General features: G+C 60.9%; 8 protein-coding genes. 1 reads left to right on the top strand and 7 read right to left on the bottom strand.

Annotation, left to right across the window (positions count from 1 at the left end):
- Window positions 1-19: 19 nt before the first annotated feature.
- The 6 genes from ADU59_RS21255 to ADU59_RS21280 form a co-directional block, all read right to left on the bottom strand.
- Window positions 20-1,399 carry an FAD-binding oxidoreductase gene (locus ADU59_RS21255; protein ID WP_068956295.1) on the bottom strand — a complete coding sequence of 460 codons (1,380 nt, stop codon included), beginning with the start codon at window positions 1,397-1,399 and terminating at the stop codon, window positions 20-22.
- An 86-nt stretch (window positions 1,400-1,485) separates the two neighbouring features.
- Complete coding sequence (locus ADU59_RS21260) at window positions 1,486-2,088, bottom strand: 2-hydroxychromene-2-carboxylate isomerase (protein WP_068956297.1); 603 nt, start codon at window positions 2,086-2,088, stop codon at window positions 1,486-1,488.
- 167 nt (window positions 2,089-2,255) lie between these two features.
- Entirely contained in the window at window positions 2,256-3,242 is a 987-nt protein-coding gene (locus ADU59_RS21265) for a Bug family tripartite tricarboxylate transporter substrate binding protein (RefSeq protein ID WP_068956299.1), read from the bottom strand.
- Window positions 3,243-3,264: 22 nt separating this feature from the next.
- Window positions 3,265-4,782, bottom strand: a complete 1,518-nt coding sequence (locus ADU59_RS21270; protein ID WP_099050903.1) for a tripartite tricarboxylate transporter permease — start codon at window positions 4,780-4,782, stop codon at window positions 3,265-3,267.
- Window positions 4,779-5,273 (bottom strand): tripartite tricarboxylate transporter TctB family protein, encoded by a 495-nt coding sequence (locus ADU59_RS21275; RefSeq protein WP_083198360.1) that lies wholly within the window; start codon window positions 5,271-5,273, stop codon window positions 4,779-4,781. Before ADU59_RS21275 ends, ADU59_RS21270 begins: the two co-directional genes overlap by 4 nt.
- 9 nt (window positions 5,274-5,282) lie before the next feature.
- On the bottom strand, window positions 5,283-6,263 hold the full coding sequence (locus ADU59_RS21280; RefSeq protein WP_083198361.1) for an NAD(P)-dependent oxidoreductase: 981 nt from the start codon (window positions 6,261-6,263) through the stop codon (window positions 5,283-5,285).
- Between the two features lie 373 nt (window positions 6,264-6,636).
- Here ADU59_RS21280 and ADU59_RS21285 point away from each other — a divergent pair, with 373 nt between their 5' ends.
- Entirely contained in the window at window positions 6,637-7,959 is a 1,323-nt protein-coding gene (locus ADU59_RS21285) for a CapA family protein (protein ID WP_068956303.1), read from the top strand.
- 103 nt (window positions 7,960-8,062) lie between these two features.
- Here ADU59_RS21285 and ADU59_RS30720 read toward each other — a convergent pair whose 3' ends face one another.
- The gene (locus tag ADU59_RS30720; RefSeq protein ID WP_068956305.1) at window positions 8,063-18,652 is read right to left on the bottom strand and encodes a cadherin-like domain-containing protein; all 10,590 of its coding nucleotides are present in this window, start codon (window positions 18,650-18,652) and stop codon (window positions 8,063-8,065) included.
- Window positions 18,653-18,911: the final 259 nt, after the last annotated feature.

Raw genomic sequence — 18,911 nt, forward strand, 5'->3', positions numbered from 1 at the left:
TGATCTGACCACCCGGCCCTCAATCTTGCGGCAGCATTTTTCCGGGGTTCATGATGCCCAGGGGATCAATCGCATTTTTGATGACCGTCATCAGATCGACGGCAACTCCATGCTCTTCGCGCATATAGGCGATCTTGCCGGTTCCCACGCCATGCTCACCGGTGCAGGTGCCACCGACGGAGATCGCCTTTTTCACCATCTTCTTGTTGATGAGGCCGACCTCGTCCATTTCGGCGGCATTGGCAGGGTCTATGGCGAAAACGACGTGATAGTTACCGTCGCCGACATGCCCCAGAATGGCGGCCGGGACGCTGCAATTCTCCAGAAGGCCACGTGTGTAGACGATGCATTCGCTGAGCTGCGACACCGGGACACAGACATCGGAGGACCAGCCCTTGGCATTCTCGCGCTGGGACACGACAGCGTAAAAGGCGCTGTGCCGCGCTTTCCACAGACGATTGCGCTCCTCTGGCGATGTCGCCCATTCGAAATCCTTGCCGCCGTGCTCGATCACGATGTCACGCACCATTTCCACCTGCTCGTTGACGCTGGCAGGCGAACCGTGAAACTCGAAGGCAAGCGTATCTGCAAGCTTGAGAGATGTGCCGGAATAGGCGTTGACGGCAGCAATCAGGCCGCGATCCATCAGCTCCATACGGGCAACAGGTATGCCCAGTTGCACGACGGAGATGGCGGCACTGACCGCACTCTCGACGCTGTCGAAAGAGCAGAGGGCCGCCGAGATGGTTTCCGGTATTCCGTAAAGCCTGAGACTGACCTCGGTGATGATACCGAGCGTGCCTTCCGATCCGACGAACAACCGGGTCAGATCGTAACCCGACGACGATTTGCGCGCCCGGCTTGCCGTCTTGATGATGGTTCCGTTCGGCAGAACGACTGTCAGGGACAGAACGTTCTCGCGCATGGTGCCGTAGCGGACCGCGTTGGTGCCGGACGCGCGCGTGGCCGCCATGCCGCCAATGGATGCGTTTGCACCGGGGTCGATCGGGAAGAATAGCCCCTGGTCGCGCAAATGAATGTTCAGCTGTTCGCGGGTCACACCGGCCTGTACCGTGCAGTCGAGATCTTCGGCGCTGACCCGCAGGACCTGGTTCATCCGTGACAGATCGATGGAGATACCGCCACGAATGGCCGCCAGGTGTCCCTCAAGCGAGGTGCCGGCACCGAAAGCGATGACCGGGACACCTCTCTGCGCGCAAAGCCGCACGATCTGCGCGACCTCTTCGCTGGTTTCTGCAAACACCACCGCATCGGGGATGGCTGTGGTGTGGTGGGATTCACCCTTGCCGTGCTGCTCGCGCAACGCTTCGGAAATGGAGAACCGGTCGCCGAAAATTGCCCGCAAGTCGTCGAGGAAAACGGTGTCGACAGCGCTCATTTCCGGCCCTCCGGTTTGTCAGATCCTGTGTTGACCGGTGTTTCACCCGGGAGGGAAACGCTCATGATTGCTTCCTTTCTTTCGGCTTATGCGGGCAGCTTTTCGCCGTTCAGGTGGCGTTCCAGAAATGGCAGGCTGTCTTGGCCCCAGTACAGCTCGCCATCGTAGCGATAGGTCGGAAAACCGAAAACCCCGGCCGCAACGGCCAGATCGTAATTGTCCTTGTAGGCTTTCCGCACATCCTCATCCTTTTCCCGGGCAAGCAATGCTTCCCCGTCAAAACCGGCGGCTGTTGCGGCGGCCTTACGCACATCGGCATTGCCGATATCTTCGGCCCGTAGCCAGAATGCCTCCTGCAGGGCGCGCGTCAGCCCGAACCAGTCCTTGCCGTCCCGCTGCGCGGCGATGACCATCAGTGATGCCGGCGTCGGATCGGAAAGGCCGGCGCGATTGTCGAAGGCAAGATCCTTGCCGCGCAGCGCAGCCCAGCGTTTCAGATCCTTCGTCCAGTAGGCGCGGCGCGGCTCCGGCCGGTTGCGGGAGTAGATGGCACCGTTTTCTTCCACCAGCGGAATGACAAAAGGCTGGATTTGCGCATCGGCTTTCGTCGCCAGCGCCAGGAAAGGATCGAGACCGATGAAGGCCCATGGCGAGCCGATCCCAAAAAAATATTCGATGACTTTGGTCATGTGGCTATTCCCCGGAAAAAGAGCTGATGGCTTACGTCCGATCCATTGCGAACAATGTCACAGCGATAAGATGGTGCGAGTGGACGTAGGGAGCGATGGGTTGCACAGGGGCAGACAAACCGCCCCTGTGCCGAAGATGCATCGGGACAACCGATGCAAATGGCCGCTTACTTTGCGATGGCCAGACCCGCATCGCGGATCAACTGGCCGAATTGCTGGTTGTCGTCGAGCGCGCGCTTCTTTACGCCGTCCAGCGTTTCGATCCCCGGGATGAGGCCAAAAGCGATGATCTTCTCACGCACATCCGGTTGCCGCAGAATGTCGTTGATGGACGTGTTGAGCTGCAGCTTGATCTCTTCGGGGACCGTCGCTTGAACGGATACCGTATGCCAGCTGCGCGGGGCCCAGCCTTCGATTCCGGCTTCCACCGTGGTCGGCAGATCCGGCAGCTTGTCCCAGCGCTTGTCGCCGAGCACGGCGATGCCCTTCAGCGTGCCGGCAGCGATGTATTCCGCACTTTCAGGTCCGAAAAGGATCTGCGCTTCGTTTGCAAGAACGGCCTGCAGTGCTGCGGGCGTGCCGTTGTAGGGGATATGCAAAAGCTTGATACCAGCCTTTTTCTGCAGCCATTCGCCGCTCAGATGACCGACCGTCCCCTTGCCGGACGTGCCGAAGGCCAGAGCCTCCGGATTGGCTTTGGCATAGGCGATCAGCTCGGACAGCGTGGTTGCCGGGACCGAGGGGTTGACCGCGATGACCATCGGCGCATCACCGATCAGGGCCAGCGGCACGAGATCCTTCAGCGGGTCGTACTGCACCTTCGTGACCAGCGGAATGATGCCGTAGAAGCTGTTTGTCGACTGCAGCAGAGTGTATCCGTCCGCCGGTGTCTGCATGAAATAGTTTGCGCCGATCGCGCCGCCCGCGCCCGGCTTGTAGTCGTTGATGACCTGCTGGCCGGTGAGTTCGGTCAGCTTCTGGCCCAACAGCCTCGAAATATTATCGCTCATGCCGCCGGCATTATAGGGAATGATGTAGTTGATCTGCTTGGATGGATAGGGCTGCTGCGCAAAGGCCGAGGGGCCGGCAAGAACCATGGCCGAAACGCCTGCAGAAGCAATAAGGAAAGCACGTCGCGTCAACGGATACGTCATTTCTGGAGTCCTCCTTGTTTGTTTACTCGGCAAAAGCCTTCTGCCGGAATTTCTGGATGAAAGGGAAAAACATGCTGGCCAGCAGCAGAACGACCATCACCAGCATGACAAGGCTGATGGGGTGATTGATGAAGATGCCGAGATCGCCCCGCGCCACCAGCATCGACCGGCGGAAATACTCTTCCATCATCGGGCCCAGCACGAAGGCAAGAATCAAAGGTGCCGGCTCACACCGCCACTTATTGAGGAAGTATCCCAGCAGCCCGAATATCGCCGTGAGATAGACGTCGAATGTCGTGAACTCGACACCGTAGATGCCGACGATGCTGACAACGAGAATCGTGGGGAACAGATACTGGTAGCGGATCTTCAGAAGCTGCACCCAGATGCCGACCAGCGGCAGATTGATGACCAGCAACATGAGGTTTCCAATCCACATGCTGGCAATCAATCCCCAGAAGAGATCAGGCTGATTGGTCATGATCCTGGGTCCCGGAACAATCCCGTGCACCATCATGGCTCCGACCATTAACGCCATGATCGCATTGGAGGGGATGCCAAGTGTCAGAAGCGGCAAAAAGGCTGTCTGCGCGCCGGAATTGTTCGCAGCTTCGGGCGCTGCGACACCTTCCACCATGCCTGTTCCGAACTTTTCCGGCGTTTTCGATAACCGCTTTTCGGCGCTATAAGCCATGAAGGAACTAAGCAGGGCGCCACCGCCCGGCAGCAGTCCGAGAACCAGGCCGATAAAGGTTCCACGGATCGTTGCAGGTGTTGCCTGTTTTGCCTCCGCTTTGGTCGGCCAGAGGCTGCTGATCTTGAGGATCGCAGGCGGACGTGCATCTTTGGCGGCCTTTTCGAGAGCCACGAGAATATCGGCAACGCCGAAGAGCCCGACAACGACCGGAACGAATGGAATGCCGTTCAGCAATTCGATGAATCCGAAGTCATAACGATATTGCCCGGAATTGATATCCGTGCCGGCAAGACCGAGCAGCAGACCAAGCATGATCATCGCAATGGCGCGCAGCACCGATCCCTGCGCGAGAACCACCGATGTGATCAAGCCGAGAAACATCAGCATGAAATATTCCGGCGCGCCGAACTTCAGCACGGCCACCGACAGGACCGGCGCGAATGCAGCCATGAAGAATGTCGCGACCGTTCCGGCAAAGAAGGACGCAATGGCCGCGATCGCCAGTGCAGCGCCGCCACGGCCGTTGCGCGTCATGGCGTGCCCGTCCAGCGCAGTCACGACCGACGACGCTTCCCCTGGCAGACGCAAGAGGATCGACGTGGTCGAACCGCCATATTGCGCGCCGTAGTAAATCCCCGAAAGGGTGATGAGCCCGGTCACGGGTTCCAGCCCGAAAGTCATCGGCAGGAGGATCGCTATCGTCGCGGTCGGCCCGAGGCCAGGCAGAACGCCGACCAGCGTTCCGACAAGGCAACCGATGAGACAGAACAGAATGTTGGTCGGATCCATCGCGACTTGAAGGCCAAGCGCAATGCCACTGAAGATATCCACGCCACCGATCATCGCAGCAACTCCGGCAGAACAGGAATCTGCAGGCGCAGCGCATAGGCAAACAGCAGCGTTGCAACCACTGAAAGCACGATGGCTGTCAGCAGAATGGCGGCGGGTCGTGTGTCGCTGCGTGCAAGACTGGCGACCAGCACCATCAGAAACGTCGAGACGGGCAAACCGAGGCTCATCAGGGTTACCCCAAACAGCACGATAGAGCCGATGACGCAGCAGACGATCCGCAGCAACTCCCCGATTGCAAGCCGGGAAGTGGCATCCTCATCCGGCTCCGGCAGATCACGTCCGCGCACGATCAGAATGGCCGCGCCGAAGGCGAGCAGGAGACCGGAAACGGCTTTTGGGAAAAAGCCCGGGCCCATGCTGACGACGGTGCCCGTTTCATAGTCGCGCGCGATCCACATCGCCACCGCGCCTGTCAGAATGCAAAACAGTCCCAATGGGATATGGGTGGTGTCAGTGCGCCTCTTGTCAGTATTGGTTATCATCTTACGCCCTCAGTAGCCGCGGCCGGCAACGACCACATCGACCAGCGGCTCGCCAGCCAGAAATCTGTCGAGATTCGCATGCAATTTTGTCGCGATGCGCTCCGCATTGTCCTCGGATGTCCAGGAGATGTGCGGCGTCAGGCGAATGCCGGGGTGGGTGTAAAACGGATGCCCCGCGGGCAAAGGCTCAGGTGCGGTCACATCCAGCGTTGCCGCCGCAACGCGCCCGGCTTCGAGAGCCGCCAGAAGATCGTCATCCCGGATGATTTCGCCACGGCAAATATTGACGATGTGCAGCCCGGGTTTTGCCGCAGCGAGAATATCGCTGTTCAGCGCATGCCGGGTTTCGGACGTCAGCGGCGTTGCCAGGACGATATGATCCACCTCCGCGATCATCTCGCGCAAGGTCGGGTACCATCGGATATCCCGGTCGCCCGGCTCTGGCGCTCCGCGGCGCACAGCGCTGACGTGCATGCCAAGGGCCGCCGCCTTTTGCGCCGTTTTCCGGCCAATTGCGCCATATCCGAAAAGACCGATCGTCTTGCCCGAAACCAGACCCAATGTCCGCTTGATCCACCGGTCCGCAGAATGCACGAGAAAATCGTCAAAAAGCATTTTCTCATGTGCGAAAATAGCCGCTATCACGTATTCGGCGATCGCCTCTGCCGAAATGCCGCGTCCGGTCGTGACCACAGGCCCCTCAAAAACCCACGGCGGAAATGCGTCGATACCCGCAGCGGCGATCTGCACCCATTTCAGATTGTGCGGCCAGCCCTCCGGCTTTTCCTTCGGGGCGCCGCTCCACCCTTTGAAAAAGGTGAAGAGATAATCCGCTTCCGGGGGAACATCCCAGACAGACATCGTGTCGCTATAAGGCAGCACGATCGGGTTGCTCACATGCGCCTGCAACCGCTCGACCTGTTCGCCGTCCAGATTGGTGGCGATGACCGGCCGCGCTCCCGCGAAGCGCCGGTTATTGATCTCTGTCATCGTCTTCCTCCCGCAGTGTTTTACAATTATCCCGGTTCATTGAGCCGCACCGTTTTTCGCCGCACCTTGCCGACGTCTGATCCTTGTTAGCCGGTGGTGCTATAGAATCGCGAGCGATCTTCGAAGCAAGAAAAACCTAATTTTCCATCTAGCATTAGAACGGTCGTTCTATATTACAAGAGCCACCGTGCTACATAGTCGGAAACCAACCGGGGCAAGCCTGTCACGCAATACCAGGATCATCGGAAACCAGATGTTCTTGCCTTGTGACGTTGAGAGGCCTGGACTAGTTTCCGTCGCAACGAAGACGATGGAAAACGGCTTTACTCGTTCGGGCTGTCCTGAGCCGACAGCCAATTGTGAGGATTTTTAAATGCGTGTGGTTGCCTGCGGTGATGCTCTTTTTTCCGGCGGAAATCTCTCCGAGAGGCTCGATCCCGCCTTGCTCGAGAAACTGGGCGATTCGGATGCAACCTTCGCCAACGCGGAATTCATCTGCCCTGCCTATGGCACGCCGCCCGCCCCGCGCCGGTTCATGACGGCAGTCGGCTTCGATGCCGTCGAGGAACTGACGTCGATCGGCATCAATCTGCTGTCGTTTGCAAACAATCATACGGGCGATTTCGGCATGCAGGGCGTGGTCGATACGATCGAGGCCTGTGAAGCGCGCGGGATCATTCATAGCGGTATCGGCCGCAGCCTGGAGGAAGCGCGCGCGCCGCATTTTCTGGACACTACCAAAGGCCGCATCTCGCTGATTTCGACAAGCACCACCAGATCGGCCGAGTTCGCAGCCAGTTCCTCCGGAACGGGGATTGCAGCGCGGCCAGGGCTGAACCCGCTGCGTTGGGGCCGCGCCTATGTTCTGCCGGAGAAGGAATTCCAGCAGATGCGGCAGATCGACGAGATGCTGGGTATGGCGGCCAGCCGCAAGGAGGTCATGGACGTCGAGGTCATGCCGGATCCCGGCGAAAACCGCCTGCCGTTCGGCTCGGTCTTCGAAGGTTCGTTGCAATTCGAGCGCGGCGACCATGCCCATATCCGCTACTATGCCAATGAACGGGATGCCAAGGCCATCCTCGACAATATCGAGGACGCCGCCAATCGCTCCGAATGCGTGCTCGTCAGCCTCCACGCCCATGAGGGCACCGAGGAAAATTGGTATTCGCCAAGACCGGCTCCCTTCCTGGAGGAATTTTCACGGCGCGCCATCGATGCCGGCGCCACAGCCGTGATCGGTCATGGTCCGCACATGCTGCGCGGCATCGAAATCTATAAGGGCAAGCCGATTTTCTATTCGCTCGGCAGCCTTCTGATGGAATTCGAAGCCGGCATGCAGAAGATGACGCCGGAAATGTACGAGGCCTACGGGTTCACCAAGGATGCGCTTCCGTCGCACCTGCATAAGTCGCGCGCCCGCAACGCCGAGGGTAAGCCGATCGGTTTCAACGCCGACAGCCGGTTCTCCAAATCCTGCATCGCGCTTTGCGATTTCGAAGAGGATGAAATCCGGATCAAGATTATTCCTGTCGACCTCGATCTCAACCGCAAGCGCCCCTCGGAGCGCGGCCTCCCTGCCTGTGCAGGCCCGGAACTCGCCCGTGAAATCGCCGCCGATCTGGCCGAAATGAGTGCGCCCTACGGGACCCGCATGGTCTACAATGAAGCAGACGGATCCATTGATATCGTGATGTAACCGCCGCGGCGCAGTGCCCCATGTTTCAAACGCCAAGCAGGGTCGGCAGAAATCTCCTGGGACGGAACGCCTCGGGAGATCTCTGTCAACCTCTGCTCACGAACTAAAGGATAAAGTCACCCTTCGCCAGATCGATGATACCGGTGAGCTCAATCTGAAAGTCGGCGCGCCCATCAAGATCGACATCGCCATAGACGATCGTCTTGTCGTTTGCCGTACCGGTAGCGTCGAACGTGCGATAGATCAACTCGCCCGCATTGCCCGAAAAATTGCCCGCCCCCTTCCAGACGAAGGCCTGATCGCCGGAGATCTTCACATTGGCGTCGATCGTGGACAGATCGAGCCGGTCCTCGCCGCGCAGGAAATCAACGATGATGTCGCGCTGTCCAGCACCCGAAAGCGGGTTCAGCGCGCCGTTGCCGATGAGGCCGGAGAAGCCGGGGGCCGAGTCCTGTGCCGTCTGGAACACGAACACGTCCTTGCCGGCCCCGCCATAGAGCGTGTCAATGCCGGTGCCAGCGATCAGGATGTCGTTACCAGCCACACCCTTGATGATGTCGTTGCCGCCCTTGCCGTCGAGAGTATCGTCGCCGCTCGTGCCGGTCAGGATGTCGTTGCCGGAGGTGCCGGTCACAATCTCCTGCACGTCGCTAACCGTGATCTTGAGCACCTTAGAGACTTCATAGCTCGTGCCGATTGTCGGATCGTCAAGACGAATGATGACGTCGAGAACAGGGTTGGTTTCGAAGTCGAGCGCCACGCCGGCTTTCAGCCACAACGCGCCATTCTTGATTTCGAACAGCTTCGCATCCGTGCCCACGAGCGACAACACATTGTTGCCGCCATCTGCATCGATGATCGTGAGATCCGCGACCTTGCGCGCCGACACCATCGAAGCATTCTCGGCGATCACCGCCAGCGTCTGTGTCACGTCGAGGGCCGGTGCATCGTTGACCGGTGTGACGTTGATCGTCAGCGTGTTCGCAGTCGGATCGAGATTGATGCCGCCATTGGCCGTGCCGCCGTTGTCCGCCACCTGGAAGGTGAAGTGGGCATAGCCGCTGCCATTGGCATTGCCGGCCGGTGTGAACGTCAGCTTGCCCGCTGTGATATCGGCGATCGACACGAACTGGCCTGCCGTTACCGCGACGCCGTTGTTGCTCAGCGTCCCGGCGCCGGGCAGCGTCGTGATCTTCACCCGGGCAAATGCATTGCCGTCGACATCGCTGAAACCAAAGTCCGCCGCCGTCAATGCACGCGGCGTATCCTCAAGCGTGCTGATCGTCTTGTTCGTGCCGCTCGGCGCATCATTGACCGGTGTGACGTTGATCGTCAGCGTGTTCGCAGTCGGATCGAGATTGATGCCGCCATTGGCCGTGCCGCCATTGTCCGCCACCTGGAAGGTGAAGCGGGCATAGCCGCTGCCATTGGCATTGCCGGCCGGTGTGAACGTCAGCTTGCCCGCTGTGATATCGGCGATCGACACGAACTGGCCTGCCGTTACCGCGACGCCGTTGTTGCTCAGCGTCCCGGCGCCGGGCAGCGTCGTGATCTTCACCCGGGCAAATGCATTGCCGTCACTATCGCTGAAGCCGAAGTCCGCCGCCGTCAGTGCACGCGGCGTGTCCTCAAGCGTGCTGATCGTCTTGTTCGTGCCGCTCGGCGCATCATTGACCGGTGTGACGTTGATGGTCAACGTGTTCGCAGTCGGATCGAGATTGATGCCGCCATTGGCCGTGCCGCCGTTGTCCGCCACCTGGAAAGTGAAGTGGGCATAGCCGCTGCCATTGGCATTGCCGGCCGGTGTGAACGTCAGCTTGCCCGCTGTGATATCGGCGATCGACACGAACTGGCCTGCCGTTACCGCAACGCCATTGTTGCTCAGCGTCCCGGCGCCGGGCAGCGTCGTGATCTTCACCCGGGCAAATGCATTGCCGTCGCTATCGCTGAAGCCAAAGTCCGCGGCCGTCAGTGCACGCGGCGTGTCCTCAAGCGTGCTGATCGTCTTGCTGGTACCGCTCGGTGCATCGTTGACCGGTGTGACGTTGATGGTCAACGTGTTCGCAGTCGGATCGAGATTGATGCCGCCATTGGCCGTGCCGCCGTTGTCCGCCACCTGGAAAGTGAAGTGGGCATAGCCGCTGCCATTGGCATTGCCGGCCGGTGTGAACGTCAACTTGCCCGCTGTGATATCGGCGATCGACACGAACTGGCCTGCCGTTACCGCAACGCCATTGTTGCTCAGCGTCCCGGCGCCGGGCAGCGTCGTGATCTTCACCCGGGCAAATGCATTGCCGTCGCTATCGCTGAAGCCGAAGTCCGCCGCCGTCAGTGCACGCGGCGTGTCCTCAAGCGTGCTGATCGTCTTGTTCGTGCCGCTCGGCGCATCGTTGACATTGACCACGGCGGCGGTGGGCGCGCTGGTGGCACTTTCAGCAAAGCCCCGGCCGTCGGTATAGCTGACCACCACACGAACCAGGCCGCCAACGTCGGCGTCGCCCAAAGTATAGATCGCCTGGTCGGTGCCGACATTGACATAGCCGCTACCGGTGTTGCGTTGCCACTGATAATGCAATGTGCCCAGGCCGTCGGCATCCGCCAGGGTGGCGGTGTTGGCGGTCAGCACCCGGTCCTCGGTTGCCGTGCCGGTGATCGACGCACCACCGGTATGTGGATCGTTGACGGCGGTGATGGTGACAGTGCCGGCGCTGGTCACGGCCTCGGCCGTGCCATGCTGGTCGGTGTAGCTGGTGACCACGCGGATTGTGCCGCCGACGTCAGCGTCGCCCAAAGTGTAGGTCGCCTGATCCGTGCCGACATTGACATAGCCGCTACCGGTATTGCGCTGCCACTGATAGTGCAGCGTGCCCAGGCCGTCGGAGTCAGCCAGCGCGGCGGTGTTGGCGGTCAAAACCTGGTCTTCGATCGCCGCGCCAGTGATCGATACGCCACCGGTCGGTACATCGTTGACATTGATCACTGCGGTGGTGGGCGCGCTGGTGGCACTCTCGGCAAAGCCCTGGCCATCGGTGTAGCTGAGAACCACACGGACAGTCCCGCCGACATCGGCGTCGCCCAAAGCATAGGTCGCCTGGTCCGTGCCGACATTGACATAGCCGCTACCGGTATTGCGCTGCCACTGATAGTGTAATGTCCCCAAGCCATCGACGTCCGCCAAGGTCGAGACGGCGTTGAGCACCTGATCCTCCGTCGCGGTCCCAGCAATCGACGCACCGCCTGTATGCGGATCGTTGACAGCAGCGATGGAGGCCGTGCCGGCGCTGGTCACGGCCTCGGCCGTGCCATGCTGGTCGGTGTAGCTGGTGACCACGCGGATCGTGCCGCCGACATCGGCGTTTCCAAGCGTGTAGGTCGCCTGGTCGGCGCCGACATTGACATAGCCGCTGCCGGTATTGCGCTGCCACTGATAGTGCAGCGTGCCCAGGCCGTCGGCGTCTGCCAGGGCGGCGGTGTTGGCGGTCAGAATCTGGTTCTCGGTCGCCGTACCGGCGATCGACACGCCGCCTGTCGGCACATCGTTGACGTTGGCGATCGTGGCGGTGCCGGCGCTGGTGCTGGTCTCCGTGAAACCCTGGCCGTCAATATAGCTGACAACCACACGGACCGTACCGCCGACATCGGTGTCTCCCAAAGTATAGGTCGCCTGATCCGTGCCGACATTGACATAGCCACTACCGGTGTTGCGCTGCCACTGATAGTGCAGCGTGCCCAGGCCGTCGGCATCCGCCAGGGTCGAAACGGCGGTGAGCACCTGATCCTCCGTCGCCGTGCCCGTGATCGACGCACCGCCTGTATGCGGGTCGTTGACGGCGGCGATCGTGGCGGTGCCGGCGCTGGTGCTGGTCTCCGTGAAACCCTGGCCGTCAATATAGCTGACAACCACACGGACCAGGCCGCCGACATCGGCGTCGCCCAAAGCATAGGTCGCCTGGTCGGCGCCGACATTGACATAGCCGCTGCCGGTATTGCGCTGCCACTGATAATGTAATGTCCCCAAGCCATCGACGTCCGCCAGGGTCGAAACGGCGGTGAGCACCTGATCCTCCGTCGCGGTGCCGGTGATCGACACACCACCGGTATGCGGATCATTGACGGCGGCGATGCTGGCCGTGCCGGCGCTGGTCACGGACTCTGCCGTGCCTTGCTGATCGGTGTAGCTGACCACCACACGGACCAGGCCGCCGACATCGGCGTCGCCCAAAGCATAGGTCGCCTGATCCGTGCCGACATTGACATAGCCGCTACCGGTATTGCGCTGCCATTGGTAGTGCAGCGTGCCCAGACCGTCGGCATCCGCCAGGGCGGCGGTGTTGGCGGTCAGAATCTGGTTCTCGGTCGCCGTACCGGCGATCGACACCCCGCCTGTCGGCACGTCGTTGATGTTAGCGATGGAGGTTGTACCAACACTGGTGCTGGTCTCGGTGAAACCCTGGCCGTCAATATAGCTGACAACCACACGGACGAGACCGCCGACATCAGCATCACCCAAAGTATACGTCGCCTGGTCGGTGCCGACATTGACATAGCCGCTACCGGTATTGCGCTGCCACTGATAATGTAATGTCCCCAAGCCATCGACGTCCGCCAGGGTCGAGACGGCGGTCAGCACCTGATTTTCGGTCGCTGTGCCGGTGATTGACACGCCGCCGGTATGCGGATCATTGACGGCGGCGATCGCTGTGGTGCCGGTGCTGGTGCTAGTCTCGGAGAAACCCTGGCCGTCGGTATAGCTGACCACCACACGGACCTGACCGCCGACATCGGCGTCGCCAAGCGTGTAGGTCGACTGGTCGGCGCCGACATTCACGTAACCCGAACCGGTGTTGCGCTGCCACTGGTAGTGCAACGTGCCCAGGCCGTCGGCGTCCGCCAGGGTCGAAACGGCGGTCAGCACCTGATTTTCGGTCGCTGTGCCGTTGATTGACACGCCGCCGGTATGCGGATCATTGACCGCAGCGATCGCTGCCGTGCCCGCGCTGGTCGCTGCCTCGGCCGAGCCTTGCTGGTCGGTGTAGCTGACCACCACACGGACCACGCCGCCGACGTCAGCGTCGCCCAAAGTATACGTCGCCTGGTCGGTGCCAACATTGACGTAGCCTGAACCGGTGTCGCGCTGCCACTGGTAGTGGAGCGTGCCCAGACCATCGGCATCCGCCAGGGTGGCGGTGTTGGCGGTCAGAATCTGATCCTCGGATGCCGTGCCGGTGACCGACACTCCACCGGTATGCGGGTCGTTGATGTTGGCGATCGCGGCTGTACCGGCGCTGGTTACACTGTTGGCAAAACCCTGACCGTCGGTATAGCTGACCACCACACGGACCACACCGCCGACATCGGCATCGCCCAAAGTATACGTCGCCTGATCGGCAGCACCGATGCTGACATAACCCGAACCGGTGTCGCGCTGCCAGTCATAGTGCAATGTGCCCAAGCCGTCCGAATCGGCCAAGGTCGCGGTGTCGGCGGTCAGTATCTGGTCCTCGGTCGCAGTGCCGGTGATCGACGCACCACCGGTCGGGGCATCGTTGAAGGCCGCAACCATGTCACTGGCCGTACTCGTTGCCGATTCCACAGTGCCGCCAGCATCCGTGTAGTAGATGACCACGCGCACCACGCCACCGATGTCGCCATCGCCGAGCGTGTAGGTTGCCTGGTCAGCGCCAACATTGACATAGCCGCCGCCGACGTCACGCTGCCACTGGTAATGCAGCGTGCCGATACCGTCGGAGTCCACTAGGGTCGAGACGGCAGTGAGCACCTGATCCTCAGTCGCCGTGCCGGTGATTGACGCGCCGCCGGTATGCGAATCGTTGACGGCGGTGATATTGACTGTCACCGAGCCCCCTGCGGTGGCGCTTCCGCCCGTGCCCTGGCCGCTGCCGGGCGAACCATCGTTCAGCGCATAATTCAGCGTCACGCTTGAGGACGGCGCATCGCTGACATTTGTATAGGTGATGTGGTTGATGACATCATTGACCAGCGCCTTCGTCGCGGTGGCGGCGGAGCTGGTGAAATTGATGGTCAAGACGCCGCCCGAGCTGCTGAAGGTGGCGAAAGTCAGCCCTCCCACCTGCAGATTGCCGCCACTAACCGTGAACGCTCCACCCGAGGCAAGGGTGAAGGTGTCCACGCTGTTGGCCGAGGCACGCTGAACGCTAAAGCTGGCGCCGCTGTAGTCACCGGCGCCGGCATTGCGGGCGTCGAGGTCAACGTCCGATACCGTCACTGAGCCCAGCAAGGTTGCCGCCGTCTGTTCCGTAGCGCCGACCGTCGTGGCCAAGGCCGGGACGACGGGAGTGTCATTGACAGCCGTGACGCTGGTGCTCAGCGTCGTACTGGTATCGCTGAAGCGGGTCTGGCCGCCATTGACGCTGACATCGAGCAAAGTGCCAGTCGTCACGGCACCGCCGGAACTGTCGATCAAATAAGCTGTCAGGGCAGGAACCGTGCCGTTGAAGTTGGCAGCGGGCAGGAAGCGAACCAGCGTGCCGGCCGCCAGTACAAGCGCAGCACTCTCATTGGGCACCCCGATCGTGGTCCAGGCGCCGTTGAAATACTGCCACACCCCTTGGGAGCTGACGGCATTGCCGGTAATAGCCACCCCCGCCAGGCTGTCGCCATCAGCATCGCTGAAATGTGAACCGAACAGGGCCGAGACGGTCTGGCCGCCCGGTGCGGCGGTGTCTTCGTTGACTGCCGTCAGCGCGGCCGTGCCGGACACCACCGGCGCGTCGTTAACGGAGATGACCGTGATACCCAGAGTCATCGCCGTGCCATACTGCGTCGAGCCGCCGGTGGTGGACAGATCCGCTGTCGTACCGGTGGTCACCGCACCTGACGAATCTTCAATCATATGGACAATCAGGCCGGGCGGGGAGCCGGAATAGTCGGCGGCGGCCACGAACCGCAGCAAGGTGCTTGTGTCGAGGATAAAGGCGCTGGAGGTCGATACGGCTGGCAGATCATGCCACGAACCGCCCGAGAAATACTGGTAGACGCCTTGACCGGCAGTCGCAGCGTTGGTGGTCACGGCCACGCCGGTCAGGGCATTGGCGGACGAGCCACCGGAAACCTGGTCCTTGGCGTCGGAGAAATGGCTGGCAAACAACGACGAGATCGTCTGTCCGGCGCCCGGTGCGGAATCCTCGACGATGGTCGTCAGGGTAACGGCCGCGCCGCCCGCGGTGACAGGCGCATCGTTGATCGCGGTGACCATATGGTCGAGCACCACGGTACCGATACTGTAGGGTGTCGAACCTCCGCTGGTGGTGACGTTGACGATGGATCCGTTGGTCAAGGCTCCGCCCGAGGCATCAACCAGCTTGACCGTCAGGGTTGGTGCCGTGCCATTGTAGTCAGCGGCAGGCAGGAAGCGCAGCGGTGCACTGGCTGCGATCAGCACCGACGCCGCAGTCGAGGCAGCGCCGATCGTGACCCAGCCTGCGCCATTATAATATTGCCACTGGCCCGTGCTGGCAGAGGAGCCGTTGGCGATGACGGCGACACCTGCGAAGGCGTTCGCCGACGAACCGCCCGACACCTGGTCGGCGCTGTCGCCATATTGGCCGGAGAACAGTGCCGAGACCGTGTTGGTCAGGGCTGCATTGGCGATGTCCTCGTTGGTGGCAGCGAGGGTTTCCGTGCCGTCGCCGACAACGACAGGCGCGTCGTTAACCGCGTTGATGGTAATGGTATAGATGTCGGTATCGCTTTGGGCACCGCCTGAGCCGGCATTCCCGCCATCATTGGTCACCACCGTCAGGCTATCGGTACCGTTGGTATTGGCATTGCCGGTAAAAAGAAGCCCGTTGGACGCTGCCAGAGTCGCGTTGATCTCGTTGAGGGTGCCGGTCAGCGTCACCGTGGCCGTACCGTTGCCCGAGATGCCGCCGCTGATCAGGCCACCGGAAACGTTGGTCAAGAGCGTCAGCACACCCTTGGTCACCGACAGGGTAACGGTGATATCCGTGATCGCTGGATTGGCGTCAGCGTCACTGATCTGCAGGCCGGTGACGGCAATGCTGGCAGCATCCTCAATGCCGCTCGCGCTGGTCACCGTACCGTTGACCGGCGCGTCGTTAACCGCCGCGATCGTGATCGTTGTCGTGCCGCTGTTGACGGCACCGGCCGGAATGTCGGGCGTGCCGTCGTTGACCGTCCAGGTGATCGTGCGGTTGGTGTTGAGCCCGTAGTTGGTCGGGTTGTCGCCGGTGCCCCAGTAGGTGATCGCACCGAGGACTGCCCGGTAGTTGGCGATCGTGTCGTAGCCAGAGAGTGTCAGACTTTCGGTCGCAGCGTTCCAGCTGACCGTGATGTTGGTGCCGCTGATCAATCCGGAAATCTGTTTGGCAGCGCCGTAACCGAGGTGATCGTCACTGTTGCTTGTCTCGTTCGACGAGAACTTGCCGCCGGTGATCTGCACCGTCGCTCCGGCCAGATGGTTTCCGTCGAAATCGGTGATCACAGGCGCCCCGGCTAAGAGCGTCGTTGCAGCAGCCTGCTGTTCCACCACCACGGCTGCCGTGCCGTTGAGAGCGTTCAATTCCGCAATCTGCGAGAAGGTCATGCCCTGAATATTGGCGCCGCTGTTCGTGAGACCCGGATTGATCGTATTGATGAGGGTCGCGGTTGTGCCGGCGCCGTCAAGCTGAAAGACGTAGATGACATCGTCGCTGTCAATACTGCCGCTTTCTTCGGATTCGACGTAGAGCTGGCGCGTGCCTTGGTCGAATGTCATGTCGCCCGGGTAGAAAAGATTCCCACCGGGCAAGCCGACCAGCGATACCTTCACGGCCGTGCCGTTCGTCGCATTTTCGCTGATGTACCAAATGGCATTCTGCGCCGCGTTGTAGCCAGCGTCAGGCGATGGATATTGCGACTCGGTGGAGAAATAGACGAGGTCGGTCGTTTGATCCACCTCAACGTCGATGATGTAGCCGTTGCTGCCGTCGTCGGGAAATTGGGCCTGGCTGACAAGCTGGGTGGTAGCGTTCGGATTGCTCAGGTCCAGGCGGAACAGGCCGGTTGCATTGACACCGCCCGTCAGAGTCTCGGTGTAGAAAAGCCGGCCGATGGAGGAATCCAATGCGAAGTCGCGCGGGTCGAGAATGTCATATCCACCTTCTTGACCACGGGAATCGGTGGCGGCCGTCACCAGGAAACCTTGATCTGTCAGCGTACCTGTCAGCGGATTGTAGTCATAGACGCGGATGCCAGCAGGAACCGCAGTCTGACCATCCATATAGCCGGCATAGATTCTGTGGTTGATTGCATCGACCTGTATCGAGTTGACGATGATGTCATCAGGGAAATCGATAACCGTCGTGGGGGTTGCGCTGCTACCGATGACGCCGCGCACGAGATACGCGTGATCCCCTGAAGGGCCACCGTTCAGAACACCGAAATAAAAGCCGGCGGCCGTGTCCAGACCGACGTCGGCCGTGAACGAACTGACGAATTTGTCATCGCCGACCCCCACTGCTCCATTATCGACGGCTGTGGTCAGCGCGGAACCGTCGTTGTTGATGTGAACCAGCCGGGTATCAGCGTCGCCGCCCTCTGTCATGAACCACAATTGACCGGTCGGCTTCACGCCGAGGACGCTGACCCCGTCATCGCTAGAACCTGCGCCGATGACATAGCTTGTACCGCCGACGGTTACGGTATGCACTTGCGTCGTGCCCGCCAGCTCCCTGGAGCCACCGTCGTCAATATTGTCCATGAAAGTCAGCGTGCCGCCGGAATCAACCCTGAATATGCTGACGCCATTTTCCGAGCCACCGACCGTCAGATACGTGGTCGAGCCCATGACAAAAGTGGACAGGCCCGTGGCGCCGGCCAGACGCAGGCTGGCAGTATCGGAGACATTGGCGACATTGGTCAGGATGCCGGAGGAATTGACCGAAAAGACGCTGACGCCATTGTCAGCCGTGCCGGTGGCGAACACATAAGTAACGCCGCCGACCACCGCGGTGGTCACGTCGGACGCCCCGTCAAGCTTGAGCGTGCCGTTGTCCGTGACCGAACTCGTGTGGGTCAGGGTACCATTGGCTGCGACCTGAAAAACGCTGAGGCCGTCGTCAACCCCGCCGGCCGCGAACAAGAACGTGTTGCCACCGATCACGGCAGTGGTCAGCCCTTTGACGCCGTCCAGCTCGAACGTGGCATTGTCCGCGAGATTGGCAACCGCGGTCAGCGCGCCGTCGCCCGCGACGCGAAAGACGCTGATGCCGTCGTCATTGGTGCCGGCTGCGAACACATAGGCATTGCCGCCGACCGTTGCCGACGTCACGCGCGACACGCCGCCGAGGTTCAAGGCGCCACCATCGGCGACGTTGTCGACGCTGGTCAGGGCGCCACCGGTGCTGACCCGGAATACGCTCAGCCCATTGTCGCCCGCTCCCGCAGCGATCAGATAGGTATTGCCGTTCGACGTGATCGTCGACAGGCCGCTCACTCCGGTCAGGTTCAGGCTGCCGTTGTCCGTGACATTGGAGACGTTGGTCAGCGAGCCATCAAGGCCCAGCGCGAATACGCTGATCCCGTTATCGGCAGCGCCTGCGACGAAGACATAAGTCGTACCGCCAACATCCGTTGATGTGATGAACGACGCACCGTCGAGTTCCAGCGCGCCGCCGTCGGTTTCATTGTCCGGATTGGTGAAATTGAACATGCGTCATCCCCCCCTAGCTCATTCAGCCGTATGGGTCACGTTTCGAACGGACCGAGGCCGTGTCGTTGTTTTGCTGCGCTGCTGTATGGTCACCACGCCAGAACGGGCCTGCCGGGTTTGGAAATTTAGTGTGCAGAAATTGCTAAGCCGGGACGCTCCCCCGGGCAGACCACAACACGCAGATGACACCTTCGCCTGCTTGCTGCCTGCATCCATATTTATCATTCACAATGAAGGCGCCCTGCCCAAGGAGGCCGGA

It is taken from the genome of Pararhizobium polonicum (assembly GCF_001687365.1).
GTDB lineage: Bacteria > Pseudomonadota > Alphaproteobacteria > Rhizobiales > Rhizobiaceae > Pararhizobium > Pararhizobium polonicum.

Excerpts from the sequence above, each read along its gene's own strand:
- ADU59_RS21255 (WP_068956295.1), bottom strand. The coding sequence starts at position 1,399 with ATGAGCGCTGTCGACACCGTTTTCCTCGACGACTTGCGGGCAATTTTC.
- ADU59_RS21260 (WP_068956297.1), bottom strand. The coding sequence starts at position 2,088 with ATGACCAAAGTCATCGAATATTTTTTTGGGATCGGCTCGCCATGGGCC.
- ADU59_RS21265 (WP_068956299.1), bottom strand. The coding sequence starts at position 3,242 with ATGACGTATCCGTTGACGCGACGTGCTTTCCTTATTGCTTCTGCAGGC.
- ADU59_RS21270 (WP_099050903.1), bottom strand. The coding sequence starts at position 4,782 with ATGATCGGTGGCGTGGATATCTTCAGTGGCATTGCGCTTGGCCTTCAA.
- ADU59_RS21275 (WP_083198360.1), bottom strand. The coding sequence starts at position 5,273 with ATGATAACCAATACTGACAAGAGGCGCACTGACACCACCCATATCCCA.
- ADU59_RS21280 (WP_083198361.1), bottom strand. The coding sequence starts at position 6,263 with ATGACAGAGATCAATAACCGGCGCTTCGCGGGAGCGCGGCCGGTCATC.
- ADU59_RS21285 (WP_068956303.1), top strand. The coding sequence starts at position 6,637 with ATGCGTGTGGTTGCCTGCGGTGATGCTCTTTTTTCCGGCGGAAATCTC.
- ADU59_RS30720 (WP_068956305.1), bottom strand. The coding sequence starts at position 18,652 with ATGTTCAATTTCACCAATCCGGACAATGAAACCGACGGCGGCGCGCTG.